26 protein-coding genes and 3 pseudogenes are annotated in these 25675 nt (G+C 69.0%); 15 read left to right on the plus strand and 14 right to left on the minus strand.

Annotated elements, in window-relative coordinates:
* Nucleotides 1-454: 454 nt before the first annotated feature.
* Nucleotides 455-1123: a DUF461 domain-containing protein gene (locus G9272_RS21000; protein ID WP_171398025.1), complete on the plus strand. Its 669-nt coding sequence runs from the start codon at nucleotides 455-457 to the stop codon at nucleotides 1121-1123.
* 342 nt (nucleotides 1124-1465) lie between these two features.
* On the opposite strand, the gene G9272_RS21005 is transcribed toward G9272_RS21000, so the two are convergent.
* Both G9272_RS21005 and G9272_RS21010 read right to left on the minus strand, forming a co-directional pair.
* Complete coding sequence (locus G9272_RS21005) at nucleotides 1466-2146, minus strand: response regulator transcription factor (protein WP_007382946.1); 681 nt, start codon at nucleotides 2144-2146, stop codon at nucleotides 1466-1468.
* A complete protein-coding gene (locus G9272_RS21010) occupies nucleotides 2143-3489 on the minus strand; it encodes a sensor histidine kinase (protein ID WP_171398026.1) in 1347 nt (448 codons plus the stop codon). The genes G9272_RS21005 and G9272_RS21010 overlap by 4 nt, the downstream gene beginning before the upstream one ends.
* A gap of 277 nt (nucleotides 3490-3766) precedes the next feature.
* Between G9272_RS21010 and phoU the strand changes: the two genes are divergently transcribed.
* From phoU to G9272_RS21025, 3 genes are all read left to right on the plus strand, one after another.
* Entirely contained in the window at nucleotides 3767-4486 is a 720-nt protein-coding gene (gene phoU / locus G9272_RS21015) for a phosphate signaling complex protein PhoU (RefSeq protein ID WP_171398027.1), read from the plus strand.
* Between the two features lie 241 nt (nucleotides 4487-4727).
* Nucleotides 4728-4886 (plus strand): hypothetical protein, encoded by a 159-nt coding sequence (locus G9272_RS21020; RefSeq protein WP_171398028.1) that lies wholly within the window; start codon nucleotides 4728-4730, stop codon nucleotides 4884-4886.
* A 194-nt stretch (nucleotides 4887-5080) separates the two neighbouring features.
* Nucleotides 5081-5329, plus strand: coding sequence for an SCO4226 family nickel-binding protein (locus G9272_RS21025; protein ID WP_171398029.1), 249 nt, complete (start codon nucleotides 5081-5083; stop codon nucleotides 5327-5329).
* Between the two features lie 77 nt (nucleotides 5330-5406).
* Here the strand turns inward: G9272_RS21025 and G9272_RS21030 are convergent, their stop codons facing one another.
* The gene (locus G9272_RS21030; RefSeq protein ID WP_253267876.1) at nucleotides 5407-5931 is read right to left on the minus strand and encodes a DUF4232 domain-containing protein; all 525 of its coding nucleotides are present in this window, start codon (nucleotides 5929-5931) and stop codon (nucleotides 5407-5409) included.
* 4 nt (nucleotides 5932-5935) lie between these two features.
* Between G9272_RS21030 and G9272_RS45370 the strand changes: the two genes are divergently transcribed.
* From G9272_RS45370 to G9272_RS21040, 3 genes and pseudogenes are all read left to right on the plus strand, one after another.
* On the plus strand, nucleotides 5936-6337 hold the full coding sequence (locus G9272_RS45370) for a hypothetical protein (protein WP_253267877.1): 402 nt from the start codon (nucleotides 5936-5938) through the stop codon (nucleotides 6335-6337).
* 95 nt (nucleotides 6338-6432) lie between these two features.
* Nucleotides 6433-6657 carry an FAD-dependent monooxygenase gene (locus G9272_RS21035; RefSeq protein ID WP_171398031.1) on the plus strand — a complete coding sequence of 75 codons (225 nt, stop codon included), beginning with the start codon at nucleotides 6433-6435 and terminating at the stop codon, nucleotides 6655-6657.
* Nucleotides 6597-7419 (plus strand): annotated as a pseudogene (locus G9272_RS21040) (FAD-dependent monooxygenase); the annotation flags it as partial. The gene G9272_RS21035 and the pseudogene G9272_RS21040, both read left to right, overlap by 61 nt.
* A 382-nt stretch (nucleotides 7420-7801) precedes the next feature.
* On the opposite strand, the gene G9272_RS45375 reads toward G9272_RS21040, so the two are convergent.
* On the minus strand, nucleotides 7802-7993 hold the full coding sequence (locus G9272_RS45375) for a DUF4265 domain-containing protein (RefSeq protein ID WP_253267878.1): 192 nt from the start codon (nucleotides 7991-7993) through the stop codon (nucleotides 7802-7804).
* A 187-nt stretch (nucleotides 7994-8180) separates the two neighbouring features.
* On the opposite strand from G9272_RS45375, the gene G9272_RS21050 reads away from it, so the two are divergent.
* Nucleotides 8181-9719 carry a P-loop ATPase, Sll1717 family gene (locus G9272_RS21050; RefSeq protein WP_171398032.1) on the plus strand — a complete coding sequence of 513 codons (1539 nt, stop codon included), beginning with the start codon at nucleotides 8181-8183 and terminating at the stop codon, nucleotides 9717-9719.
* A gap of 473 nt (nucleotides 9720-10192) precedes the next feature.
* On the opposite strand, the pseudogene G9272_RS21055 reads toward G9272_RS21050, so the two are convergent.
* From G9272_RS21055 to G9272_RS21065, 3 genes and pseudogenes are all read right to left on the minus strand, one after another.
* Nucleotides 10193-10633 (minus strand): annotated as a pseudogene (locus tag G9272_RS21055) (HD domain-containing protein); the annotation flags it as partial.
* A gap of 23 nt (nucleotides 10634-10656) precedes the next feature.
* Entirely contained in the window at nucleotides 10657-11457 is an 801-nt protein-coding gene (locus G9272_RS21060; protein WP_171398033.1) for a hypothetical protein, read from the minus strand.
* 174 nt (nucleotides 11458-11631) lie between these two features.
* A complete protein-coding gene (locus G9272_RS21065) occupies nucleotides 11632-11913 on the minus strand; it encodes a UTRA domain-containing protein (protein ID WP_253267879.1) in 282 nt (93 codons plus the stop codon).
* Nucleotides 11914-11960: 47 nt separating this feature from the next.
* On the opposite strand from G9272_RS21065, the pseudogene G9272_RS45380 reads away from it, so the two are divergent.
* A pseudogene (locus G9272_RS45380) lies at nucleotides 11961-12635 on the plus strand (tyrosine-type recombinase/integrase); the annotation flags it as partial.
* Between the two features lie 78 nt (nucleotides 12636-12713).
* Here G9272_RS45380 and G9272_RS21075 read toward each other — a convergent pair.
* A complete protein-coding gene (locus G9272_RS21075) occupies nucleotides 12714-13475 on the minus strand; it encodes a phosphoglyceromutase (protein WP_171398034.1) in 762 nt (253 codons plus the stop codon).
* Between the two features lie 176 nt (nucleotides 13476-13651).
* Here G9272_RS21075 and G9272_RS21080 point away from each other — a divergent pair, with 176 nt between their 5' ends.
* Nucleotides 13652-14959, plus strand: coding sequence for an MDR family MFS transporter (locus G9272_RS21080; RefSeq protein WP_171398035.1), 1308 nt, complete (start codon nucleotides 13652-13654; stop codon nucleotides 14957-14959).
* Between the two features lie 75 nt (nucleotides 14960-15034).
* Here G9272_RS21080 and G9272_RS21085 read toward each other — a convergent pair whose 3' ends face one another.
* The gene (locus G9272_RS21085) at nucleotides 15035-15508 is read right to left on the minus strand and encodes a DUF2000 family protein (RefSeq protein WP_437184288.1); all 474 of its coding nucleotides are present in this window, start codon (nucleotides 15506-15508) and stop codon (nucleotides 15035-15037) included.
* A gap of 49 nt (nucleotides 15509-15557) precedes the next feature.
* Here G9272_RS21085 and G9272_RS21090 point away from each other — a divergent pair, with 49 nt between their 5' ends.
* Nucleotides 15558-16373, plus strand: a complete 816-nt coding sequence (locus tag G9272_RS21090; RefSeq protein WP_171398037.1) for a helix-turn-helix transcriptional regulator — start codon at nucleotides 15558-15560, stop codon at nucleotides 16371-16373.
* Between the two features lie 24 nt (nucleotides 16374-16397).
* Nucleotides 16398-16952 (plus strand): hypothetical protein, encoded by a 555-nt coding sequence (locus G9272_RS21095; protein WP_253267880.1) that lies wholly within the window; start codon nucleotides 16398-16400, stop codon nucleotides 16950-16952.
* Between the two features lie 56 nt (nucleotides 16953-17008).
* On the opposite strand, the gene G9272_RS21100 is transcribed toward G9272_RS21095, so the two are convergent.
* Nucleotides 17009-17521 carry a YbjN domain-containing protein gene (locus G9272_RS21100; RefSeq protein ID WP_171398038.1) on the minus strand — a complete coding sequence of 171 codons (513 nt, stop codon included), beginning with the start codon at nucleotides 17519-17521 and terminating at the stop codon, nucleotides 17009-17011.
* Nucleotides 17514-18851 carry a D-inositol-3-phosphate glycosyltransferase gene (gene mshA, locus G9272_RS21105; protein ID WP_171398039.1) on the minus strand — a complete coding sequence of 446 codons (1338 nt, stop codon included), beginning with the start codon at nucleotides 18849-18851 and terminating at the stop codon, nucleotides 17514-17516. The genes G9272_RS21100 and mshA overlap by 8 nt, the downstream gene beginning before the upstream one ends.
* Nucleotides 18852-19330: 479 nt before the next feature.
* Here mshA and G9272_RS21110 point away from each other — a divergent pair, with 479 nt between their 5' ends.
* From G9272_RS21110 to G9272_RS21120, 3 genes are all read left to right on the plus strand, one after another.
* The gene (locus G9272_RS21110) at nucleotides 19331-20161 is read left to right on the plus strand and encodes a class I SAM-dependent methyltransferase (protein ID WP_171398040.1); all 831 of its coding nucleotides are present in this window, start codon (nucleotides 19331-19333) and stop codon (nucleotides 20159-20161) included.
* Nucleotides 20162-20389: 228 nt separating this feature from the next.
* Complete coding sequence (locus tag G9272_RS21115) at nucleotides 20390-21487, plus strand: C40 family peptidase (protein ID WP_171398041.1); 1098 nt, start codon at nucleotides 20390-20392, stop codon at nucleotides 21485-21487.
* 282 nt (nucleotides 21488-21769) lie between these two features.
* Nucleotides 21770-23266, plus strand: a complete 1497-nt coding sequence (locus G9272_RS21120; protein WP_171402094.1) for a PP2C family protein-serine/threonine phosphatase — start codon at nucleotides 21770-21772, stop codon at nucleotides 23264-23266.
* A 514-nt stretch (nucleotides 23267-23780) separates the two neighbouring features.
* Here G9272_RS21120 and G9272_RS21125 read toward each other — a convergent pair.
* The 3 genes from G9272_RS21125 to G9272_RS21135 form a co-directional block, all read right to left on the minus strand.
* On the minus strand, nucleotides 23781-24125 hold the full coding sequence (locus G9272_RS21125; protein ID WP_171402095.1) for a DUF2516 family protein: 345 nt from the start codon (nucleotides 24123-24125) through the stop codon (nucleotides 23781-23783).
* Nucleotides 24126-24288: 163 nt separating this feature from the next.
* Complete coding sequence (locus G9272_RS21130) at nucleotides 24289-24966, minus strand: hypothetical protein (protein ID WP_171398042.1); 678 nt, start codon at nucleotides 24964-24966, stop codon at nucleotides 24289-24291.
* 86 nt (nucleotides 24967-25052) lie between these two features.
* Nucleotides 25053-25481 carry a helix-turn-helix domain-containing protein gene (locus G9272_RS21135; protein ID WP_171398043.1) on the minus strand — a complete coding sequence of 143 codons (429 nt, stop codon included), beginning with the start codon at nucleotides 25479-25481 and terminating at the stop codon, nucleotides 25053-25055.
* Between the last annotated feature and the right edge of the window lie 194 nt (nucleotides 25482-25675).

A 25675-nucleotide genomic window follows, 5' to 3' on the forward strand; every position in this document is an offset into this window, starting at 1 on the left:
CGCTTCCAGGAGTGCGACTTCCGCTACTCCGTTCGGTTCACGTGGCCGGATACGAGCCGTTTCCGGAATTGATCATCGACGCCTTGACCCGGGCCGTGATCAATTCCGGGGATGACCTCGCATTCCTTCACCGAAAATCCGCGAGCGGACGTCCGGCGCGGTTATACGAATGGTCCGGCGAGCCGGAAGGGGAGAGGAAGACGAGAGGAAGGCGACGGGAAGACGGGCGAGAAGACGACGGGTGAAGCCAATGTGACTCACGGGTCACTTGTGGGGGCCGGGACAGGTGGTGTCGGAGACCGTTCAGCGCGTCCGTCGAGGCACGGGATCGCTCTAGAGGCGGGTCGGGTGCGGTGGCGCGAGAACGGCTCGGTAACCTAAGGCCGCTGACAGACCCTTAGGACGGCTTTATCCAAAGGAAAGCCGTCCGTGTGTTCAAGGAGTTGCCGCCGCCGTGAGCAGCAGCCTTCGACGCGGCGCCCTCGCCGCTTCCGCCATCGCGTTCTCGATCGCCTCGCTCGCCGCCTGTGGGGCCGGCAACGACTCCCAGACCCTGGAGATCAAGCCGGACAACGCCGCCACCAGCGTCGGCGACATCAAGCTTCAGAACGTCATCGTCATCACCCAGCCCGACCTGGAGTCGACCGGTCCCGCCGTGATCTCGGCGACCGTCTTCAACAGCGGCAGCACGGCGCAGACGCTGGAGTCCATCACCCTCGACGGCGGCAAGTCCGCCGAGCTCTCGCCCGCCAAGGGCAAGGGCAAGCTGACCGTCCCGGCCGGCGGCTCGGTCGTCATCGGCGGCGCGAACAACGCCTCCGCCGTCCTGTCGAGCAGCCGTGAGGCCGTCAAGGACGGCGACGCGCAGAAGGTGACCTTCACCTTCAGCGAGACCGGCGAGGTCAGCCTGCGCGCCTTCGTCGTCCCCGCCGAGAGCTACTTCTCCAAGTGGGGCCCGACCGACATCCCGAGCGCCGCGGCGTCCCCCTCCGCGAGCGCGTCGGCGTCCCCCTCCGGGTCCGCTTCGGGCGCGGCCGCCGAGGGCGGTACCTCCGAGTCCGGATCGGCCTCCCCGTCGGACACGGCCTCCGCGTCGGCGTCGGAGTCGGCGGCCGGTCACTGACCTCGTACGCGCACACGCACACGCACACGCACACAAGGAGGGCGGCACCCCACACGGGGCGCCGCCCTCCTTGCGCACTCGACCATCCCCCACGCACCCCTCGCACCGCTACGCGGGCTTCGGAGTACTGCGCCGGACTCCGTCCGACGGCCACAACGGCCACCGCCGGTCCGGTTTACGGCTCGAACTTGCAGCCGAGGCCTCGAACCGTCACCAGGTACCGCGGTGCACCGGGGTCGGGCTCGAGCACCATCCCCCACGCACCCCTCGCACCGCTACGCGGGCTTCGGAGTACTGCGCCGGACTCCGTCCGACGGCGACAACGGCCACCGCCGGTCCGGTTTACGGCTCGAACTTGTAGCCGAGGCCTCGAACCGTCACCAGGTACCGCGGTGCACCGGGGTCGGGCTCGATCTTGGCGCGTAGGCGCTTGACGTGGACGTCGAGGGTCTTGGTGTCGCCCACGTAGTCGGCGCCCCAGACCCGGTCGATGAGCTGCATACGGGTCAGGACCCGGCCGGCGTTGCGCAGCAGCATCTCCAGGAGGTCGAACTCCTTGAGGGGGAGGTCGACCTTGGAGCCGGAGACCGTCACGACGTGGCGGTCGACGTCCATGCGCACCGGGCCGGCCTCCAGGGCCGCCGGGGTCACCTCCTCCGGCTCGCCCCGGCGGCGCAGGACGGCCCGGATACGGGCGACCAGCTCGCGCGAGGAGAAGGGCTTGGTGACGTAATCGTCGGCTCCTATCTCCAGGCCGACGACCTTGTCGATCTCGCTGTCCTTCGCGGTCACCATGATCACGGGGACGTTGGAGCGGCCGCGCAGCTGACGGCACACCTCCGTACCGGGCAGGCCCGGCAGCATCAGGTCGAGGAGCACGAGGTCGGCGCCGTTGCGCTCGAACTCGTCGAGTCCGTCGGGCCCGGTGGCCGCGATGGCGACCTCGAAGCCTTCCTTGCGGAGCATGTACGACAGGGCGTCGGAAAAGGACTCCTCGTCCTCGACGACGAGCACTCGGGTCACGGAAGGACCTCCGGGGCGGAAAGCGTCCGGTACGCGGACGAATCGGGGGATGAGGCGCGGGGTGGTGTCTGGGTGGAGCGGTGAGGGGAGGAGTGACCGACCTCGTCGAGGCCGTCGGCGTCATCGATGTCGTCGATGTCGTCGATGTCGTCGACCTCGTCCGGGTCGGGGTGCTGTTGCGCGCGGTCGCGGGCCACGCCCGCCTCCGGTAGGCGCAGGGTGAACGTGGAGCCCTGGTTCTCGGCGCTCCACACCGTGACCTCCCCGCCGTGCGAGGCGGCCACGTGCTTGACGATCGCCAGCCCGAGACCCGTACCGCCCGTCTGGCGGGAGCGGGCCGGGTCGACGCGGTAGAAGCGCTCGAAGATGCGCTCCTTGTCCTTGTCGGAGATGCCGATACCCTGGTCGGTCACGGCGATCTCGATCAGGTCCCCGCCCGGCGCGCTCACCCGGCGGGCGGCTATGCCGACGCGGGTCCGGGCGGGCGAGTAGTTGACGGCGTTCTCGACCAGGTTGCCGAGGGCGGCGGCCAGCTGGCCCCGGTTCCCGAAGACGCGCAGGTCGGCGGTGCCGCCGGCGGCCATGGTGATCTGCTTGGTCCCGGCCTGGTGACGGCAGCGGTCGACGGCCTCGGCGACCAGTTCGTCGATGCCGACCGGCTCGGCGTCCTCGAGAGGATCGTCGTTCTGGACCCTCGAGAGGTCGATGAGCTCCTGGACCAGGCTGGTCAGCCGGGTGGCCTCGATCTGCATACGGCCGGCGAACCGCTCCACCGCCTCCGGATCCTCCGAGGCGTCCATGACGGCCTCGGAGAGGAGGGAGAGCGCGCCGACCGGGGTCTTCAGCTCATGACTGACGTTCGCCACGAAGTCCCGCCGGACCGCCTCGATACGACGGGCCTCGGTGAGGTCCTCCACGAGCAGGAGGACCAGCCGGGAGCCCAGCGGGGCCACTCTGGCGGACACGGCGAGAGCCTCGCCGCGCCCGGTCCCGCGCCGGGGAAGGTCCAGCTCGACCTGGCGTATCTCTCCGTCGCGTCTGGTGTCCCGGGCCATCTTGAGCATGGGCTCGACGCTGAGCCGGCCGCCGCGTACCAGCCCGAGGGCGTAGGCGGCGGAGCTGGCCTTCACGACGGCGTCGGCCTCGTCGAGCACGACGGCGGAGGAGCGAAGCACGGAGAGGACGGTGTCCACACCCGGCGGAAGCACCGGGTCCGTGTGCAGCGAGGTGCGCGTGGGGCGCTTCTGCTCCCGCTCGCTCCAGCGGAACGCCAGCATGGCGATGACACCGGTGAGTACCCCGGCGATCGCTGCCGCTGCGGCGACCGCCGCGTTCACGTCCATGCCACCAGGTTAGGCACGCGATCGGTCCTGGCCACAGCTATCGAGGTGCGACCTCGAACACTCGTCGCCCAGAGTTCACCTTGGAGCCAGTAGTGGTTCATTTGGGGTGCCGGAAATCGACGCGTACGGGGCGGAGCGTGGCACCGTGGGGTTCGCAGCACCGGTTCCACGGCCGGTCGGCGCCGGTGCAGCAGCCGGTTCCGACCCGGTTCGCGGCCGGTTCTGGCCCCCGGAACCGAACCCGAACCCCAAGCACGACGTACGAGAGGGAACCCTGATGCGGGACGCGTACCACGAGGAACTGGACTCGATCGGCGACAGCCTGGTGGAGATGGCCCGGCTGGTCGGGTCGGCGATCGGACGCGCCACGACCGCCATTCTCGACGCCGACCTGAAGCTCGCCGAGAGCGTCATCGAGGCCGACAAGAGGGTCGACGAGCTCCAGCACGACCTGGAGGCACGGGCGATAGCGCTGCTGGCCCGGCAGCAGCCGGTGGCGACGGACCTGCGGATCGTGGTCACGTCGCTGCGGATGTCTGCCGACCTGGAGCGCTCCGGCGACCTGGCCCAGCACGTGGCCAAGCTGGCGCGGCTGCGCTTCCCGAACCGCGCGGTCCCGCAGGACCTGCACGCCACCATCCTGGAGATGGGCCAGCTCGCGCAGCGCCTGATGGCGAAGGCGGCGGAGGTCGTCGTCACCAAGGACGTCGACCTCGCCCTCCAGCTGGAGTCGGACGACGACGCGATGGACCTCCTGCACCGCACCCTCTTCCAGCACCTGCTGGACGACCGCTGGAAGCACGGCATCGAGACGGCCGTCGACGTCACGCTGCTGGGCCGCTACTACGAGCGCTTCGCCGACCACGCGGTGGCCGTCGCCAAGCGCGTGGTGTTCCTGGTGACGGGCGAGCACGCGGACGAGCTCCAGCCGGAGATCCAGCCGGACATCCAGCCGCCGACCGCAGCGGGCACGGGGACGGCGGCCGAGGGGGCCTGAGCCCGACGGCGACCGCCTGTGACGGCTGACCGCGGGGTCGGACCCTGACGGGTGACCGCGGGGTCGGACCCTGCCGGGTGACCGCGGGGTCGGACCGTGACGGGTGACCGCGGGGTGCTCCGCCAGGGCGTATCGGATCCCCTCAGGGCGTGCGCAAGCCACTGTGCGCCGTTGAGCCGTTGATGCGCCCAGCGGAACGGGCATGCAATGGGCACAGGTCCTACGCCTCCGGGAGGAACCCATGGCCGAGTCCCCCATCACTCCCACGCCCGACCCCGCACAGGAACGCCCGACCGAGCAGCCCGCCGAGATCAGGAACCTGATGCTCATCGGCGCGTGCGGCTGCGGTTCCGGGTGCGGCTGCGGGTGCCAGTCGGGCAACCCCTGCCAGTGCGGCTGAAGACGCACGACGAACGCACGACGAACGTATGCGGACGAGGGGCCCGGTGCCGATATCGGCACCGGGCCCCTCGTCCGCATGTCCGGGCCGCTCCTCGTCCGGTCGCCGCGCGGGGAGCGCGAGCGCAGCATGGAAGTGCGGGCGCGCAAGCGCAGGCACACACAGGCACGGCGACTGGAAGGGGGCGGGCAGTCATGACCCGCTTCATGGACGTCCACCACGACATGCAGGGCATCACCGCCGACCAGCTCCTCGAGGCCCACCGGGCGGACCTCGCCATCGAGGGCGAAGAGGGCGTGCACTTCGACCGGGCCTGGGCGGACCCGGAGTCCGGAACCGTCTACTGCCTCTCCGAGGCGCCCTCGGCGGAGGCCGTCCTCCGCGTCCACGAGCGCACCGGCCACATGGCGGACGAGATCCACCCGGTGCCGCTGACGGTGTGAGATCGCTCGGAGCGTCCGCCGAAGGGCACGGCGCTCGAAGGGCGCGGCGCTCGGCTCTCGAAGTGCGCCGGCTCGGGTCAGGAGGGCTTGACCCGCGATACGGCGGTGACGGTCACCTTGTTGTCGCACTCCGCGAACTGGCCGTCGTCCAAGGCGACTTGATACTTCCCCGCCCCCGGCAGTCCGATGACGAGGGTGGGGTACACCACGGGCTCCGCACCGGATTCGCAGAACCCGTCGGCCTCCCCCTGCACCTGTACGAAGGTCAGCTTCACCCATGCCTTGCCCTTGGGGGCCAGCGTCACCGGCGAGGCGGATCCGGTGGTCGTGACGGAGAGCGGGGAGTTCTTCTCGGGAGAACCGTTGCCGGCTCCCGCGACGGTCGGATGACCCTTGAGGACGCAGGCCTTGGCCGAGCTGTTGGTGAACTCGACGATCGCCGCCCCGATCCCCGTACCGGCCGGCCGATCGGCGGCCTGCCGGGCGGCGACCTTCAGGCTCCCCGCGGAACAGACCGCCGCGGCAGCGCCCCGGGAGCTGTCCACGGCGGGCGTCACGGCAGCGGCGCTCGCGGAGGGCGAGGCCACGGAAGGGGAGGTCACCGGGGTGGGTGTCGCGGAGTCGGGACTGACGGAGGAGGAACTCGCGGAGGTGGGACTCGCGGAGGCGGGAGTCTCGGAGGCGGGACTCGCGGAGGTGCTGGAGGACGCCCCCGAACCGCACCCCGTCACCACCAGAGCGGCCGAGGCCACGACGGCCGCCATCACGGAACTCCGAATTCCGAACCTGTTCCAGCGCATGTGCCCGTTCCCGTTCCTCTTCGTGTTCGTGTTCGCGTTCGTGTTCTCGTTCGTATTCACGTTCGCGTTCGTGTTCCCGTACCGCATGCCGCCCCCCGGATCCGAATCGCCGAGGGCGTCGGCCCTCGGCACCCACCCACCTGCGTGTCGTCCGTCGACACAGACAGAACGGGCAGGCACGCGGGTTCTCGTGAGGACCGACCTGTGACGCATCGGTGACGATATCCGGCCACATCGACTGAACCCCGTAAATCGGAATAAACGGTTGATCGTGGCGGCGGCCGGCCGCACTGGGAGGCACCCGTGACACGCACCGGAACGACCGACGTACTGATCGCGGGCGCCGGCCCGGTCGGGCTGAGCGCCGCGGCGGAGTTGCGCCGGCAAGGGGTGCGCTGCCGCCTCGTGGACCGCCTGCCCGCCCGCCTCCCGTACGCGAAGGCCGTCGGCATCCAGCCGCGTACGCTCGAGATCTCGTCGCGGGCGACGCCGCCCACATCCATCCGCCCACCGGCGCCCAGGGCATGAACACCGGCATCCAGAAACTAGCCCTCGTCATCCGAGGAGAAGCCGGACCCGCCCTCCTCACCACCTACGACGCCGAGCGCCGCCCGATCGGCGAGGAAGTCGTCGGCCGAACCGTCCGCCACGCCACCCAGGGCGTCGGAGCCGACCCCGACGACCCACGCACCAACCTGCTCCGCGAGGCCCAACTCCTCGTCAACTACCGAAACCGCCCCCTGGCTCCCCACCTCGACGGCTCCCCCGAAGCACCCCGGCCCGACGACCGCGCCCCGGAGGACTCGCCGGCAACCCCCCTGCCCGGCGACCGCGCCCCGGACTGCGCCGACCTGACCGCCCCCGCATCCACCTACCCCTGGCGCCTGCTCGACGTCCTACGCGAACGCACGGGCCACGTGGTTCTCCTCTACGCGACGGACCCCACGACGGTGGCAGCGGCAGCCGACTCCGTGGCGGCGACAGCGAAAGCAACCGCGGCCACCGGCCCCGACCTCCAGCTCATCGCCATACTCGCCCGCGAAACCGCACCCGAGCTGTCCACCCCGAACACCCTCCCCATCCCCGCCTACCGCGACGCCGCCGGCGAGTTCACCCGCCTCTACCAACCCAACGGCCCGACCGCCTACGTCATCCGCCCCGACGGATACCTCGCCGCCCGCTTCCCCGTCCCCGCCACCACAACAGCCCTGGCCCCCTACCTGACATCACCGTCCACACCACCACCCGCACCCGACACCACCTGACACCTCTCTCCGGCGGCCCAACTGACGGCCCAAAAGCAGCGAAAAGCCCCGCCCCTCGAGGAACCGCAGGCCGAGGGCTTCCAGCTGTGGGGTTACTTGTTCTTGCCCTGGGCCTAGTCGGGGAGCTTGTGACCTGCGATTTTCCCGCTCAGGGGTGGTGGGCCCGTGCGCCTGGTGGTCGTCGTTGGTCGTGCTTGGCCACTGTTGAGCGACCTCGAACCGCCCAGGGACGGCCCAGCGCAGATCACGTGAAGAGCGTCAACTGACGGACCCGGCCCGGCACTGCGCAGTGATGCACCCCTCCTCCATGTCCCATCACTCCTTGGCCACGCCGTGACTCAGCACCCTCTGCACCTTGGCGAGATCGGCGATGGCCGGGACACCCAGGGCGACCATGCCGAACCTCTCTATGCCCTCCCCGCGAACCTCTCTATGCCCTCCCCGTCGACGCCGAGTTCTTGAAACGTGTTGATCACGCTCTGTCTGGCAACTCCCGAGCCGCCGTCACGGAACACGATGAGACGAATGGTGCAGTTCTCGGAACGACGTGGCACCTCGCCGGCCCATCGCTCGCCCTGCTCGTCGGGCTCGGTGGCCACGATGTCCCCGGAAGCAACGACCGTGGTGTATCGCGTGATCTGGTGCGCATCTGGTGCGGACAGTCTTCATTTCGCTCCAGCGACCCTTGCTGGAGCAGAGGAGAGCCCGCCCCTCCGAGCTTGCTCAGGACGTTGCATAGCCGAGCGCGTAGGCGACGAACGTGCGAGCTTCCCAGAGTGGCCCCAGATGTCAGCGCTGATCGCTATCCTGCCTACCTCGTGTGCACTACTAGCTACGCCTGCGGGGGAACGAGTGCTCAACATCTCTGAAGTCGAAAACTTTGGCGCTATCGACGCCGATGCTGACGACCTGCTTAGAGAGTGTTTCCAGGATCATCCGGCCTATGTTGCCGCCAAGGATCAGAAAAAGTTTCTGATCCTTGGAAGGAAAGGGTCGGGCAAAACGGCCATTTTTAAAAGAATTCTCACAGAGCGTCACCCGAATGAATTCTCCTACGGGCACTCCTTCGATGACTACCCGTGGCAGCATCACGATCTGCAAGCTCAGGTGGGGGTACCGGAGGAGAGGCGTTATTTTCACAGCTGGAAATACTTGACTTTGATCGGTTTGGCCAAGGTTATTCTTAACTCAGATCAAAGTCAGCCGTGGAGCGACGAATCTTTCGAGTCGGTGCAAGCTCTCGAGGATTTTGTTGTTGATTCCTACGGATCACGCGATCCGGACGTTCGACAGCTCTTTAGCCCAGATAAGGAGCTGCGACTGAAGAGCGTCCTGAAGGTGCCGTTCTTCGAGTTGTCCGGGGAGCGCGTTCGAGTCAGGGAGTTGCCACCACACATTCAAGAGGTGAATCGAGCAATTCAAGAGCATATTTTGCGAGCCTTGAATCCGGATAACTCCTATTACATCTGCTTTGATCAGCTTGACCTCGGCTTTGTTAAGTCCGAAGAGTCTTACTCGCAGCGGCTTGTCGGCCTCATCCTTGCCGCTCGTGATCTATTTCTGGCGGGCCGGGAACGCGGCAAGAAGTTGAACGTTGTAGTGTTTTTGCGCGATGACATTTATCAGGATCTTCAGTTCGAAGACAAAAATAAAATCACCGAGAACTTCACCAGTGTGGTTCAATGGAACGAATCCGGTGCTGGGTTGACTCTAAAAAGACTGATGGAGAGTCGCTTCACCAACGTTCTCGGCGAGGGTGGGGCTTCGGTGGTCCCCTGGGAAGATGTGTTCGACGAGACGCGGGAAATGCCGAGCCGTCAGACAAAGTATAAGCATATCTGCGATCGGACCTTCCTGCGGCCTCGTGACGTAATCAAGTTCTGCAATGAGGTGCTGGAGCAGTACAAATCCCCCCTTTTTGCGGCACGGGGGCAGTTTGATAATGAGGCTGTTCATGAAGCCAGGTCGGGTTATTCCGATTACTTGCTAAATGAGCTGGATGACGAGATCGCTAAGCATGTTCCGCAATACAAAGAATATTTGGAAGTCGTGAAGGAGTTGGGCGCTATGCAATTCTCCCTCGCTGACTTCAGTGCGGCTTGGTCGCGACGGTCAACATTGGCTGAAATTCCGGCAAAAGTCGGCCTTGCTCAGCTCTTCGAATTCTCGGTCGTTGGATATCTCAAGCCGGGAGGGCGCGGTGGAGGTTCTGAGTATGTCTGGAGGTATCGAGACCCGCGCGCTCGTTTCAATGCCACATCTGAAGTATTCCGGATCCATGCAGGTTTTAAGGAAGCACTTGATTTGACCCGTCAGAGCGTCTAGAAGCTGTTCGCGCTCAGGTCGGCGGAGCGGGTTTGGCCGGTGTCCTGTCCCGTTTGGGTCGAGCATGGCCAGGGGGGCCGCACGCTGGCCGGCGGCGGGCTGTGATCCTGCCCGGAATTTGAATGAGTGGCCCCCTGGTCTTGCTTGACGCGGGACCCGGACCGGGGAGGTGGCTAAAGCCGTGGAGCCGGGCGCCTCAGCCACAGCGGGTCTCTTCCCCACCATGGTGCTCGCTCTAGCCGCGCGACTGGCGTAGCCGGGGAGCGCGCGGTGAGCGGAGCGAGCCGCCTTGAACCCGCTCCCTGGCTTGCGGCGATATGGCGATGGGGATCGTGCGTTCGGTGCGCTCAGTCTGAGCTGCGGTGCCTGTCCGCGTACTTGTGGTGGCGCTGGGACAGGCCATCGGGGTCAGGACGATGCCGTTGGTTCGGCTCGCCGTTGGGGCGAGAAGGGCCGTTCTTCTCGGGCTTGGGCTAGCTCGGCTTCGTCTCGCCCAAAGCGTTCCGCAGCCAGTCCAAAGAGCCGGTTTCCAGTACGGCGTCGGCGAGTTTCCTGGCCGCTCTTGGTGACGATCCGGCCGCGGCTGTTGTCGATCTGTCGTTGGACGTTCTCGTAGCCCTGCGCCTTGTACTCGACGCCCTGGATCATGCACTCCAACTTGTCGGCGTCCCGGGCGCAGACGGCTTCCGGGGCTCCTTCGCCTCGTACTCGGCCACCAGCTCCAGCGCGGTCTGGGCCAGCCTTTCGGGGAAGTTGGCAGTCTGGTCGGACGTGACGTCGCGCGGGTCGGCCTCGCCGGCCACGCGCTTCTTGCCGAAATGGTTCACGTCGCCGGTGCGCGTCTCCTGCGAGTCGTGCCAGACCGCGAGGAACACGGCGGGGGCGGGGTCGGCGCCTTCGAGTTGGCGGAGTACCGCAATAGGAGCATTCCATTTCATCATGACCGAATATCGATAAGCACAAGCGTTGCAGGGACGCGAACAACTATTCTGCGCTGGATATCGTAGAGAAAATGCAGATTTCTATCGGTTCCCAGAAATATCAGCGGAAACCCCTTCGTTATTGCCACAGCTCCTTTCAGACTCTCACTCACCCAGACGATATTTGCAGGCTTTGCCTCCACGCCTAGCAGACCCAACCTCCCCATCCCCGGAAAGGATTCAGGAAATACATCAGCCGAGGATTCTGAAGTAACTCCCGATGCGACACCATAGGCGGCTTGAAGGCCGAATATTCCAGCGGCGACGAATGCAAGTAGCACCGCAAATGATGTGAGTATGGCCACCTCTACTTTCTTCTCCTTCACGCTATGCAGGATCGCTGAAAGCCCCATCTCATGCACTGCGAAGACTATAAACACGAAGGCCATCTCACCGACCGCAACGACCAGTGACCCGACCTCGGAGACTGGAGCGAACAGCTCAACGAGTAGAACATAGGCGATCACAGACCCGACGATCGTCGCATTGAGCCAAAAGAAGGAAGTACGCCGGAACCATATGACTGCTGGAAGAGTAACAATAAATAGGGCTACGCCAATGAACATGAACGATACCGCAACGCGCCCGAGCGTCACTGCTGGATTTAGCCCTACGTCTTCCGGAGTCAAACCTAGGTGCGCGTAAAACGCGGCGTCAGCAAAATGCACACTGCCATAGAGAGCAATTCCGGCAAGAGATGTGACGCCAGCCGCGGTGGTGGCAATATCCCTCCAGGACGATTTCGAATCTCCTTCCACCAGCCTCCCTTCCGATTTACCTTTGCCGTCAGTTATTGCTCTCCATTTTCGCGCACGAATTGAATGTTTAGTTGCATTCATGTCACGGCAGTCCTCCGGCTATCCCCTGCGAGCACCTTAAGTTGCAGAGCGTTAACTTGCACCTTGGCCAAGGCCAAATGAGTCCTAAAGGAACTAGCTAGGACTAGGAGGAACGGCGACGGCCCACACGGTTCTGTGCGGGCCGTCGATATGCGTGGGGATCAGCTGATGGGCGGGCTGTAGCGCAGGACCCAGCCGGCTGGGCCGGTGGACGGTGACCTCAACGGCGCGACTGGTCGTCGTGTAAGCGGTGTGCGTGATCTGAAGAACGTTGCTGCCGACCTCGACGTCGAACGCCTCTGCTTCGACCGAGGTCGCCCCGTACAGTGTGATCTCCTCGATTGCTTCGGACTGCTCGTACCCCGCGTCGCGCATCCGGCTAATGATGCCGCCAAGTCCCGGGTCAGGGTTCGCTTCACGAGATGGGTACACGCCGTGTCGTCCCCTGGGAGCCGAATCGCGTCTTCGCCATGCGGGCCGCCATGGTCGAGCGCTTCCGGCCCATGGTGGACATGGGCGCCGGCTGTGGCCTACGGCAGGGCGAAATCCTATGACTGTCCGTGGATGAGCTGGCCTTCAACAGCGGCACCCTGCACGTTGCAACAGCTCAAACTCAGCCTGAGTAAGGCGGTGTTCGCACCGCCGGAGGGCGGGAAACTCTGTGACTTACCCCTGCCCGACCCCGTGGCGGAAGCACTCAAGGAGCACATCAAGCGCTTCCCGCCCGTTGAGATCACGCTGCCTTGGATGCGAGCGAACGGCCAGCCCGTGACCAAGCGGCTGATCTTCACCGGTCTCAACGGTAGCCATGTCTGGCGTACCTCGCTGAATGAGGACCGCTGGAAGCCCGCTCTGGCGTCCGTGGGCGTCATCCCGAAGGCCAAGAGTCGGGAGCACGGAATGCACGCCCCGAGGCGCTTCTACGCGTCGGTTCTGTTGGACGCGGGAGAGAGATCAAGGCCGTAAGTGAGTATCTGGGGCACTCCGATCCGGGGCTGACGCTCAAGGTGTACGCGCACCTCAGGCTCAGCAGCCGGGACCGTGCCCGGAGGGCACTCAGTCAGGCACTCCGACCGCCGCAGGCCCCGCTGCATTGAGGTCCCACAGTGGGCCCAGATCGTGATCATGCCCCCACCCTGCAAGGAAAGCACAGGTAGGGGGCATGATCACGAAGGCTACTTCTTCTTGCCCTGGTTCTTGACTGCTTCGATCGCTGCCGCGGCCGCGTCCGGGTCGAGGTAGGTTCCGCCCGGGTTGATCGGGTTGAAGGCGGCGTCGAGTTCGTAGGCCAGCGGGATGCCCGTCGGGATGTTCAGGCCTGCGATGTCGGCGTCGGAGATGCCGTCGAGGTGCTTGACGAGGGCTCGGAGCGAGTTGCCGTGGGCGGCGACCAGGACCGTGCGGCCGGTCAGGAGGTCCGGGACGATGCCGTCGTACCAGTACGGGAGCATGCGGACGACGACGTCCTTCAGGCACTCCGTGCGGGGGCGGAGCTCCGGCGGGATGGACGCGTAGCGGGGGTCGGCGGCCTGGGAGAACTCCGAGTCGTCCGACAGCGGCGGGGGCGGGGTGTCGTAGGAGCGGCGCCAGAGCATGAACTGCTCCTCGCCGAACTCCGCGAGGGTCTGCGCCTTGTCCTTGCCCTGGAGGGCGCCGTAGTGGCGTTCGTTCAGGCGCCAGGAGCGGTGGACCGGGATCCAGTGGCGGTCGGCGGATTCGAGGGCCAGCTGGGCCGTGCGGATCGCGCGCTTCTGGAGCGACGTGTGGACCACGTCGGGGAGGAGGTCGGCATCCTTCAGGAGTTCGCCACCGCGGACCGCCTCCTTCTCGCCCTTCTCGTTGAGGTTGACGTCCACCCAGCCGGTGAACAGGTTCTTCGCGTTCCACTCGCTCTCGCCGTGACGGAGGAGGATCAGCTTGTACGGTGCGTCGGCCATGCGTATGAGCGTAATCCACCGCTCCGCTCCGTTGTGCGCCCGCTCGTACAGCGGACAGGCCCCCTGACGGTTGACGCGATCTGTTAATTGAGTGGCCTCCCGCGCTTCGCCTCTCGTAAGTTCTGAGCGCCGCCTGAGCCACTTACACGAGCCGCATACATCCCGGGGGATCCGCCATGTCCGTCGCCGTCCTGAGACGTGCCGCCCGCGAGACCCTCTCCGGGCTGCCCCGCGAGTTCTGGTGGCTGTGGACCAGCACACTCGTCAACCGGCTCGGCGCCTTCGTCGCCACCTTCATGGCGCTGTACCTGACACTCGACCGCGGGTACTCCGCCTCCTACGCCGGGCTCGTCGCCTCCCTGCTCGGGCTGGGCGGGGTCGTCTCGTCGCTCGGCGGCGGGGTCATGGCGGACCGGCTGGGGCGGCGGCCCACCCTGCTCGTCGCGCAGACCTCGACGGCCGCCTCCGTGGCGCTGCTCGGGTTCGTGGAGCATCCCGTCGCCATCGCCGGTGTCGCCTTCCTGGTCGGGATGGCCTCCAACGCCTCCCGGCCGGCCGTGCAGGCGATGATGGCCGACATCGTGCGGCCCGAGGACCGGGTCCGCGCCTTCTCGCTCAACTACTGGGCCATCAACCTCGGGTTCGCCGTCTCCTCCATGGCCGCCGGGTTCATCGCCGAGGTCAGCTACCGCGCCGGGTTCCTGCTCGAGGCCGGGATGACCCTCGTCTGCGCGGTCGTCGTCTTCCTGAAGCTGCCCGAGTCCCGGCCCGAGCGGGAGGAGAAGGCCGTACCGGAGGACGGTGTCGGGCTGGGGGCCGTGCTGCGGGACGGGCGCTTCATGAGCGTCGTCGGGCTGTCCTTCCTCGTCGCGTTCGTCTTCCAGCAGGGGGCCGTGGGGCTGCCCGTGGCGATGGGCGCGGCCGGGTTCACGCCGGCCGACTACGGCATGGCGATCGCCGTCAACGGCGTGCTCATCGTCGCGTTGCAGATCCCCGTCACCCGGTTCATCGAGCACCGGGACCCGCGGCGGCTGCTGGTCGTCTCCTCGGTGCTCGCGGGGTACGGGTTCGGGCTCACCGCCTTCGCCGGGTCGGTCGGCGTCTTCGCGCTCACCGTCTGCGTGTGGACCCTGGCGGAGATCGTCAACGCGCCGACCCAGACCGGGCTCGTCGTCCGCCTCTCCCCCACCCACGGGCGGGGGCGTTACCAGGGCATGTACACGCTCTCCTGGGCCGTGGCCTCCCTGGTCGCGCCGGTGATGTCCGGCTTCGTCATCGACCGGTTCGGGGCGGAGTGGCTGTGGGGGATGTGCGCCGTCGTGGGGACGGCGGCGGGCGCCGGCTACGCCGTGCTGATGCGGCGCCTTCCGGAGGAGGGCGAGGGCGAGGGCAGGGGCGAGGGCGAGGGCGAGATCGAGGTTGCGGAGACCGTCCTGGGCGAGAAGGCCGGCGCTGCCGCCGAGCCCGCGGCCAGCGCCGTCTGAGCGGTGGGCGCGGGTGTCAGGGGCGGCCAGCGCCGTCTGAGCGGCGGGCGCGGGTGTCAGGGGTGGGCGCGGGTGTCAGGGGTGCATCCGTGCGCCCTTCAGCACCTTGTCCACCGCGTTCCTCGGGCCGTAGACCGCCAGGCCCACGACATCCAGCCCGGCCGTCGGAACGGCACGCACGGCCGCGCGGTTGTCGCGGTCGTTGCCGGTGGCGAAGAGGTCGCTCGTGAACACCGCGCGCGGGAGGGACCGGGAGAGCACGCGCGCGTGAGCGGCGGTCAGCGTCTCCTTCGTGCCCTCGAAGACCAGCACCGGCTGGCGGAACATCGACAGATACCCCACGCCGTCCGCGTCCTCGTACGGCTCCCCGATCACCTCGGGGAGGGCCGTACCGAGGCCGCTGACCAGGAACGCGGTGACGTTCAGGCGCTGCCAGGTCTCCAGGTCCTCGCGCAGCAGGACGGCGATCTTCGTGTCGAAGCGAAGGGGAGCGCTGGGTGCGGTGGGAGCGATCGGTGCGGTGGGTGTGGTGGGTGCCTCGTCGTTCATGGTTCGAGACTGCCGACCGGCCCACGACATCGTCTTGTACGTTCTTTGCATGGCCCCGCAGCCGACAGCCGACGTCTCCGCCTGGCGCCCGGCCGTCCCGGGCGTCGTGGAGGTCTTCCACGCCCACTTCACCGAGTACGCGTATCCGATGCACGTCCACGAGGCGTGGACGCTGTTGATCGTCGACGACGGCGCCGTACGGTACGACCTCGACCGGCACGAGCACGGCACCCCGCACGACACGGTGTCCCTGCTGCCGCCGCACGTGCCGCACAACGGCTCACCGGCCACCTCGGGCGGCTTCCGCAAGCGGGTCCTGTACCTCGACGCCGAGGTGCTCGGCGAGGACCTCATCGGGGCCGCCGTCGATGCGCCCGACCTGCGCGATCCCGTGCTGCGCCGACGGGTCGGGCAGCTGCACTCCGCGCTCGCCCGGCCCGGCGACGAGCTGGAGGCCGACAGCCGGCTGACGCTGATCGGCGAGCGGTTGCGGACCCATCTGCGCGCGGGGCCGCACACCGCCGCCGCGCGCCGCGACCCGGACCTCGCGCGCCGCCTGCGTGAGCTGCTCGACGAACGTGTCGTCCAGGGCCTGACGCTGGACGAGGCCGCCGGGCTCGTGTCGGCCCATCCGGCCCATCTGGTACGGGCGTTCAGCGCGGCGTACGGCATCGCGCCGCACCAGTACCTCACCGCCCGCCGGGTCGACCTCGCCCGCCGACTCCTGCTCGACGGGCGGCCGCCGGGTGAGGTCGCCGCGGCGGCCGGCTTCTACGACCAGGCCCATCTCACCCGGCATTTCCGGAAGTTGGTGGGGGTCACGCCCGGACGGTACGGAGATCGACGGAAGTTCTCCGTCCGCTGATGTCCGGCGCATAGCGTCGCCTGCATGGACATCGACAAGACACAGCCCTCTTCCGGCACACCCGACCCTCAGGAGTCCCAGGCACCGTCCGCCCGGGGCGGCTTACACGCGAGACGGATATCGGTCGCCGTCGTGGGAGCGGCGGCCCTGGTGGCTCTGAGCGTCGGCATCGCCCTCGCGGCCAGTTCGGACGAGGAGCCCGCCGGCTCCATACCGACCGCGTCGTACACCCAGCAGCCGGTCACCGAGGAACCCGCCGACACCGGGGGCGGGACCAGCACCGGCGTCTCCGGCGGGACCAGCACCGGCGTCTCCGGCGGGACCGGTGACAGCACCGACGGGGGGATCACCGGCGGCACCGACCCCGACGCGACGGAGACCCCGTCCACGCCCACCCCGACGGCGCCGGCCGACCTGGACGAGATCAACCGGCGTCTGAACGAGCTCGACCAGAAGCTGGACCAGCTGCCCACCAAGCAGGAACTGGCCGACGCCCTGCGTGCCTTCGCCGACCGGCTCGACGCTCCGGCCACCCCGACCGCTCCTGCCCCGGACCCCGACGACCCGGACGCTTCCTGACCGTTCCCCGACCGTTCCTGACCGTTCCGGGGCCAGTCGGCGTCAGTCAGCCGACGTCAGCCGGCGTCAGCAGCCGGGCGCTGCGTCAGATGCGCGAACGCGTCCAGGTTGCGCGTCGGTTCGCCCCGGGAGACCCGCCACTCGTACTCCTTGCGGATGGCGCTCGCGAAACCCAGCTCCAGGAGCGTGTTGAAGGCACCGTCGGCGGCCTCCAGGACCTGGCCCATGAGGCGGTCGATCTCGTCGGCGGTGACCGAGGCGAGGGGGAGGCGGGCGGTGACATAGACGTCGCCGAGCCGGTCGACGGCGTAACTCACGCCGTACAGCTTGAGGTTGCGCTCCAGGAGCCAGCGGTGGACGCCGGACTCGTTCTCGTCGGGGTGACGGACGACGAAGGCGTTCAGGGAGAGGGAGTGGCGGCCGACGATGAGGGAGACGGTCGTCTTGAGTTTGCGGGTGCCCGGAAGCTGGACCACGTAGTTTCCGGGGGCGGGGCTCTCCCACTCCAGCTCCGCGTCCTTCAGGAAACCCTCGATGACCTGTGCGGCCGTCTTCTCCACGTCACCCATGCTCGGAGCGTACGCGACGGCGGTGGGACTGGGCCGCGGCCGCGTAGACGTCGGCGGTGGCGGCGGCCGCGGTGTCCCAGCCGAAGGACTGGGCGTGCGCGGTGGCGGCCGCGCCCATCCGGGCGGGGAGGTCGGGGCCGTCGGCGAAACGCGCGAGCACGCGCGCGTAGGCGGCCGGATCGTGGCCCTGCACCAGGAAGCCCGTCTCGCCGTCCCGCACGGCCACCGGGAGCCCGCCGACGGAGGCGGCGAGCACCGGGGTGCCGGCCGCCTGCGCCTCTATGGCGACCAGCCCGAAGGACTCGCTATAGGAGGGCACGACCAGCAGCGACGCCGCCCGGAACCAGTCCGCGAGCTGATCCTGGCCGACCGGCGGACGGAACCGTACGACGTCCGCGATGCCGAGCCGCGCGGCCAGCTTCTGTAGGCCCTCGGGCTTGGCGAGGCCACTGCCGCTGGGGCCGCCGACGACCGGGACGACGATGCGGGAGCGCAGCTCGGGGCGCTCGTCGAGCAGGACGGCCACCGCGCGCAGGAGCACGTCCGGAGCCTTCAGGGGCTGGATACGGCCCGCGAAGAGGGGGACCAGCGCGTCCTGGGGCAGGTCCAGACGGGCGCGGGCGGCGGCCCGGCCGTCCGCCGGGGTGAAGCGGTCGAGGTTGACGCCGGGGTGCACCACGGCGACCTTGCCGGGGCCGGCGTGGTAGTGCCGTACGAGTTCGTCGGCCTCCTCCGCCGTGTTGGCGATGAGGCGGTCGGCGGCGGCGACGATCTGGGTCTCGCCGATGACGCGGGCGGCGGGCTCGGGGGTGTCGCCGTCGGCCAGGTTGGCGTTCTTGACCTTGGCCATGGTGTGCATGGCGTGCACCAGGGGGGCGCCCCAGCGCTGGGCGGCCAGCCAGCCGACGTGGCCGGAGAGCCAGTAGTGCGAGTGCACGAGGTCGTAGTAGCCGGGACGGTGACCGGCCCAGGCCTGCATCACGCCGTGCGTGAAGGCGCACAGCTGGGCCGGGAGGTCCTCCTTGGCGAGGCCCTCGTAGGGGCCTGCGTCGACATGCCGGACGAGGACTCCGGGGGCCAGCTCGACGGTCGGCGGGAGACCGCCGGTGGTCGCGCGCGTGAAGATCTCGACCTCGATGTTGATCGCGGCGAGGCGCTGCGCGAGCTCGACGATGTAGACGTTCATGCCGCCCGCGTCGCCGGTGCCGGGCTGGTGGAGCGGAGAGGTGTGCACGGAGAGCATCGCGACGCGGCGGGGGCGGCGGTGGAGCCTGAGCCGCGAGGGTGCCGCCGAAGAGCGACGCCCGAGCCTGTTGGTGTACTGGCTCACGGGGCGTTCCTCCTTGCTGCGGGCATGCCGGAAAGAGGGTGTGGGGCCCTCCAAGGGGCTGCAACGCCGGAGGAAGGCGTTCCCATTCCGGGCGGGTTTCGGAAAGGGGCGGTTTTTGCTCAGTCATTACCGCGTATCGCTCAACCGTTCGAGGTCGGTGTGCGTTGTGTGGGGTGCGTGGGGTGGGCCCGAGCGGTTCTCGCCCCCGCCGCCCCTTCCCGTCCCGACCCGGGGGCTGCCGCCCCCGCACCCCCGCTTCCGGCCCGGAAGGGCCTTGTCCTCAAACGCCGGACGGGCTGAGATGGCGGACAGACCGAGACTCCGGGCGGACTGGGATCCGGGCGGGGTGAGACTCCGGACGGGCTGAGATGCCGGACGGACCGAGACTCCGGACGGGCTGAGATGCCGGGCGGGGTGAGACTTGGGGCGGGGGTCGGCTCCGGGTGGGCTGAAGGCGGTGTCGCATTACCCTCGTAGGCATGACATCCCGCGCCCCCGCCCGCCCCGTGGGCACGGTCACGCGCGGGACGACGAACCCCAACCGGCTGCGCCGCATGGACCGCTGGATCGCCGCGACGCACGGCGCCGAGCTGCGCCGCGCCGCCGATCCGCTCGCCGTCGACCTCGGGTACGGGGCGGCGCCCTGGACTGCCGTCGAGTTGCTGCGGCGGCTGCGTTCCGTCGCGCCACGCGCGCGTGTCGTGGGTGTCGAGATCGAACCGGCCCGGGTGGCGGCCGCCAAACCGTACGAGCGCGAGGGGCTGGACTTCCGGCACGGCGGGTTCGAGATCCCGGTGCCCCGGCGGCCGCACCTCGTACGCGCCGCCAACGTGCTGCGCCAGTACGACGAGGACGAGGTCGCCGCGGTCTGGCAGCGGCTGTGCGCGCGGCTCGCGCCGGCCGATCCGGTGACCGGGTCCCGCGGCGGTCTGCTCGTCGAAGGGACGTGCGACGAGATCGGACGTCGGCACGTGTGGGTCGCGCTCGGGCCGGAAGGGCCGCGCACGGTCACCTTCGCGACCCGGCTGGGCTCCCTGGAACGGCCCTCGGACCTGGCGGAGCGACTGCCCAAGGCGCTGATCCACCGCAATGTCCCGGGTGAGCCGGTGCACGCCTTCCTGCGCGACTTCGACCGCGCCTGGGCGGCCGCCGCGCCCTACGCGTCGTACGGCGCCCGCCAGCGGTGGATCCGCACGGTGCGGGAGCTGACGGCCGACTGGCCGGTGACGGACGGGCCGGCGCGCTGGCGGCAGGGGGAAGTGACGGTGCGGTGGGGGGCGTTGGCGCCTCGGAGCCGAGCCGGCGGCTGAACCACCGTTTCCCCCTTTCCCCATGGCCGCTGGGAACGATCTCCGTGAGTCGTTCGTCACACTGACGGGGAGATCGTCATGGCGGGGTGGCGAAGAGGGGAAGGACCTCTTCGGCCGCTGTGCCGCTCCGGCGTTCCGTCGTCACTCTGTCGTTTTCGGCCGTGACGTGGCACGATCCCCCGGGCACCGTAAGTTACTGACGGTTAATCAGGGGTTGGGGGACGGGGTATGGGAACGGGGAAGCGCGGTCTGCTCGCGGCGGCTGTGACGGTGGTCTGCGCGGTCACCGTGCTGGGCGCACCCGGCACCGCGTTCGCCGACCCGAGCCCCACACCGGCGCCGTCGGCGTCGACGAGTTCCACGACCCCGCCGCTCCCCTCCACCGCGTCCAACAAGGACCTCGAGCTCGTCCGCACCAAGCTCGAAGCGCTCTACCACGACGCCGCGGTCGCCACCGACGCCTACAACGCGGCCGAGGAAGCGGCGAAGAAGCAGTCCGCGGAGATCGTCGAGCTGGCCAAGAAGATCGTCGCGGGCCAGGAGAAGCTGGACGGCCTCAAGGACCGCGCGGGTGCCGCGGCCCGCGCCCAGTACCGCACCGGCGGCCTGCCGGACGAGGCGCAGTTGATGCTGACCGACGACCCGTCGGAGTTCCTCGACGGCGCGGGCCGGGCGCTCCAGGGCCAGCGCGCGACCAAGGGCCTGATCGGCGAACTCACCCGCACCCAGCAGGACTTGGAGCAGTACTCCAAGGACGCCTCCACCCAGTGGCAGAAGCTGGAGGCGGGCCGCAAGACGAAGGCCGCGGCCCAGAAGAAGATCGAGAAGCAGATCGCGGCGGCCGAGAAGCTCGAGTCCCGGCTCGAGAAGAAGGAGAAGGAGCGCCTCGAACAACTGGAGGCGCAGGTCGCGCTGGAGGCGCAGACCGCCTGGCTGGACACCGGCGTCCTCGACGAGATCAACAGCGCGGCGTCCGTCCAGGGCAAGAAGGCCGTGCAGTTCGCCACCGCCCAGATCGGCAAGCCGTATGTGTGGGGCGCGGAGGGCCCGGACAGCTTCGACTGCTCCGGACTGACCTCCGAGGCCTGGAGGAGCGCCGGGCAGGCGATACCGCGCACCTCGCAGGAGCAGTGGAAGCAGCTGCCGCACATCGCCGTCGAGGACATGCGCCCCGGCGACCTGATCATCTACTTCGACGACGCCAGCCATGTCGCGTTGTACGTGGGCGACGGCGCGATCATCCACGCCCCGCGGCCGGGCCGCACGGTGACGCTCGCGGGGGCTGGTTCGATGCCGATACTCGGGGTGGTCCGGCCGGACGCGTGAGGCCCGGCGGCCGGGCAGCCCCTCGGGACGCCGCCCTTCACGTGACCCAGGCCACCTCCACCCCGCCGCCAAACTCCGCGCAGACGTGACGTTCGTCATCCCCGCACCACACCCGCCCTGCCCAAATGCGGGACAGAACGCGGCATATGACAGTGGCCAGAGATCAAGCGGCCTGCCTCACACCATTCCGTTGCGGCGCCTTCTGCCGCTATGGTCCCCGTCGGTGGGTCGAGGTCCCTCGTCCCCGCCATGCCCTCGGGGGGAGGGAAGGAACTCAAGACGATGCCCGTACCCGTACCGCGGCAGAGAGCGATCCCGGCCGTGGAGAGTGGTCAGGCGCAGGCCGCGCCCGCAGTCGGCGGCCCCTCCAAGGAAGAAACCGTTCGCAACGAGGCGACCACGGCCGAGAACCGGAACAACGCCGCGCACGACCACAGCGCACACCACACCGCGCTCAACGCCACGCCCGCCGACGGCGTCCACCAAGGCGTGAGCACCACCAGCGTGAGCACGACCGACGTGAGCGCGACCGACGTGAGCACCGGCAGCGTGAGCACCAGCAGCGTGAGCGCCACCGGTGTGGGCACCGCCCACACCACCCTCACCCTGCTGCTGATCGAGGACGACCCCACGGCCGCGCCGATCGTCCACGACCTGCTCGACGCGGACGGCAGGCCGATCCGGGTACGCACCGCCCGCAACCTCACCGAGGCCGAGCGGCTGCTGACCCATGACGTCCACTGCATCCTGCTGGACCTGGCGCTGCCGGCGCCCGGCAAGGCGGGCGAGCCCGACGACGAGCTCGCCGTCCTGCGGCACGTGCTGCGGCTCGCGCCCCGGCACGCCGTGCTCGCGCTCACCGCGTCCGGCGACGCCGAGCGCGGCACCGAGGCGGTACGCGTGGGCGCCCAGGACTACCTCTACAAGGACGAGCTGGACGGCCGGCTGCTGAGCCGCGCGATCCGCTACGCGGTGGAGAGGAAACGTTCCGACACGGCCGAGCGGCGGCTCGCCGAGGGCAAGCTGCGCGCACAGGAGAACGCCCGCCTGGAGCGCGGCCTGCTGCCCACGCCCCTCCTGGAGGGCTCCCCGCTGCGGTTCGCCGCCCGCTACCGCCCCGGCCGCTCACGCGCGCTGCTCGGGGGCGACTTCTACGACACCGTCCGCACGCCCGACGGCACCGTGCACGCCATGATCGGCGACGTCTGCGGGCACGGCCCGGACGAGGCGGCGCTCGGCGTGGAGCTGCGCATCGCCTGGCGGGCGCTGACGCTGGCGGGCCTGTGCGGGGACGAGCTGCTGAACACGCTTCAGCAGGTGCTGGAGCACGAGCGCGACGACGACGAGATCTTCGCGACGCTGTGCACGGTGGACATCGCGCCCGACGGCCGCCGGGCGGGCCTGTGCCTGGCCGGTCACCCCGCGCCGCTGATCGCCCGCCCGGACCGGCCCGCGCGTCTGCTGCCGTACGACAACAACGGCCCCGCCCTCGGGCTGCTGCCGGGCGCCCGCTGGCCGCGGATGCAGGTCGAGCTGGGCGCCGAGTGGAGCCTGATGCTGTACACCGACGGCCTCATCGAGGGGCGGATCGGCGAGGGCCGGGAACGGCTGGGCCAGGACGGCATGGTGGAGATGATCCGCCGCCAGCTCTCCGAGGGGCTGAGCGGCGAGGCGCTGCTGCGGGCCGCGGTGAACGAGGTGCGTGAACTCAACGGCGGCGAGCTGACGGACGACGTGGCACTGGTCCTACTGGACCGGGTCCCCGCCCCACTCCCGTAGCCCGAAGCCGGCCACCCGAAGCCGGCCGCCCCTCCGGGAAACCCGCGGGGCGGAGAACCTGGGCCGTCGAGCCACTGCCGGGGATCGGCCGCGGGACCGAGAACCTGGGCCGTCGAGCCACTGCCGGGGATCGGCCGCGGGACCGAGAACCTGGGCCGTCGAGCCACTGCCGGGGATCGGCCGCGAGGCAGAGGTACAGGGCGCGCGGCTAGGGAACCGACCGGTCGAGAGCGCCGGTTTCCATGTGCGGGCGAGCATCGTCGGCACCATGGGCCGCAGCGCGAGTGCCGGGGCGGCCCCAGGGCAGAGAGCCTGAGCCGCAGGCCGTGCCGCGTGCCGGGCAGCAGACACGGCCGTAGCACCCGCCGGGCCAGGTACCGGGCGCAAGGCGGAGACCTGGTGCCGGGGGGCGGGCCGGCCGGAAGGGCCGGTCGGGAGCGTGTGGTGGAGCCGTATGTCGCGGCGCCCCGCGCCCCTGGGAGGGGGCTGCGGGGGCGCGGAGATTCTTGCGGGGTCAGCGGCCGCCGTTGTACGGGCCGTACGGGCCGTCGCTGCTGCTGCCGCCGCGCCGACGGCCCCAGCCGCCGCCACCGCCGACCTGCCTGAGGGCGGGCCGTACGTCCACGAAGAAGACGATCGTGGCGACGAGTCCCGCGAGCTGGAGGAAGAGCATCGGCACCAGGAGGTTCACCGCCACCGTGATGCCGAGGATGATCAGCCAGAAGCCCTTGTTCTGCTTGTCGGCGGCCCGGTAGGCGTCATCACGGAACAGAGCGGCCATCACCAGCGCCACCACGGCGAGGACCAGCATGGCGAGGTAGAGCAGCCACACCAGCCCGGCGAAGCCTTCGATCAGCACAACGTCCACCACCCGACTCGACGCGATTCGACTCGCTCGTCCTTACGCGGTCACCGTACCCGCAACCGCACTCCCACTACCCGTACAACGGGCCGGGCACCATGTGAGTGCCCGGCCCGTGACTGTATGTCCCTGTCCGCCGTGTCCGTCCCGGCCGTCGGTCTCACTTGGCCGGCGGCGTGGTCTTCTTCGCGACGGGCTTGCGGACCGGAGCCTTCTTCGCGGCGGCGGCCTTCTTCGCCGCGGTGGACTCGGACTGCGCCTCGGCCGCGGCGGGCTTCGGCTCGTCCTTGACCACGACCGGCTGGACCACGGGCGCGGGCTTGGGCTCCGACTTGGGCTCGACCGCGATGGCGAGCTCCTCGATCTCCTCGGCGGCCTCGCCGCGCCAGGTCTTCACGGCCTGCTCGCCGTGCTCGGCGACCTTCTCGTACGTCTCACGGGCCTTGACGGCGTACTCGGCGGCGACGCCGACCCCGCGCAGCGCGAAGTCCTGGGCGGACTCGCCGAACTTCTTCAGGTCGGCGTCGAGGGTGCTGCCGATCTTCTTGATGTCCCCGTCGAGGCTGCTGATGAAGTCGGTGACCTTGGCCTGGAGGGTCTCCTGCGCCTCCTTGGCCTTGGCGGTCGCCTCCTTGGCGCGGGCGCCGGCCTTCTCCTGCACGGCCTTGGGGTCGGTGTTGCGGACGGCCTCGAAACGGGCCGGGGCCTCGGTGCGCAGCTGCTCCACCAGACCCGGCACCTTCTTCGCCTGCTGGAGGGCCAGATCGGCGGTGCCCGCGGCGAAGTAGAACGGAGTCGGGTCGCTGAAGGTCTTGCGCAGGTCGTCGGTGATGGCCATGGTGAAGGTCCTCCCGGATTCACATACGTCGTATTCGGCTGAGGGTCGTGCAGGTCCGCAGCGGGGCGGCCGGTCCCCTGGTCCGGTCAACCGGCCGTCTGCTGCGGGTCGGCGTCGCTCTCGTGGTTCCGTGGGCCCGCCGCACCGTCGCCGTCCGCGAATCCGTTCTCCTTGCGGAAGGACTCGTAGATCTGGAGCAGCACCTGCTTCTGCTGCTCGGTCAGCGTGGGGTCGGCGAGGACGACCGCGCGGGTCGCACCGTCCCGGTACTCCTCCCCGTCCCGTTCCGCGTCGAGGATGCCGGCCCGCACGTACAGCGTCTCGGCGGAGATCCGCAGCGCCTTGGCGACCTGCTGGAGCACCTCCGCGCTCGGCTTGCGCAGCCCGCGCTCGATCTGGCTCAGGTACGGATTGGACACGCCGGCGGCTTCGGCGAGTTGCCGGAGCGACAGCTGCGCGTTGCGCCGCTGCTCGCGCAGGTACTCACCGAGATTGCCGACGTTGAGCGATGCCATGGCTCCACTGTGCACCAGCCGTGCTAACTATTGCAAGCACCTGCTTGCAATAGTGTGTCGCGCCACTCCAGACCGAGCGCCCACCCGAGCACTCCACCCGCACTCCTCCTGGTCGGCCGCCGGCGTACCGGACCTGATCGCCCGGGGGTACCGGGCCACGCGGGAGGCCCTGGACAGCTGGAACCGATGCCGGC

The organism is Streptomyces asoensis, assembly GCF_013085465.1.
Classification (GTDB): domain Bacteria; phylum Actinomycetota; class Actinomycetes; order Streptomycetales; family Streptomycetaceae; genus Streptomyces; species Streptomyces cacaoi_A.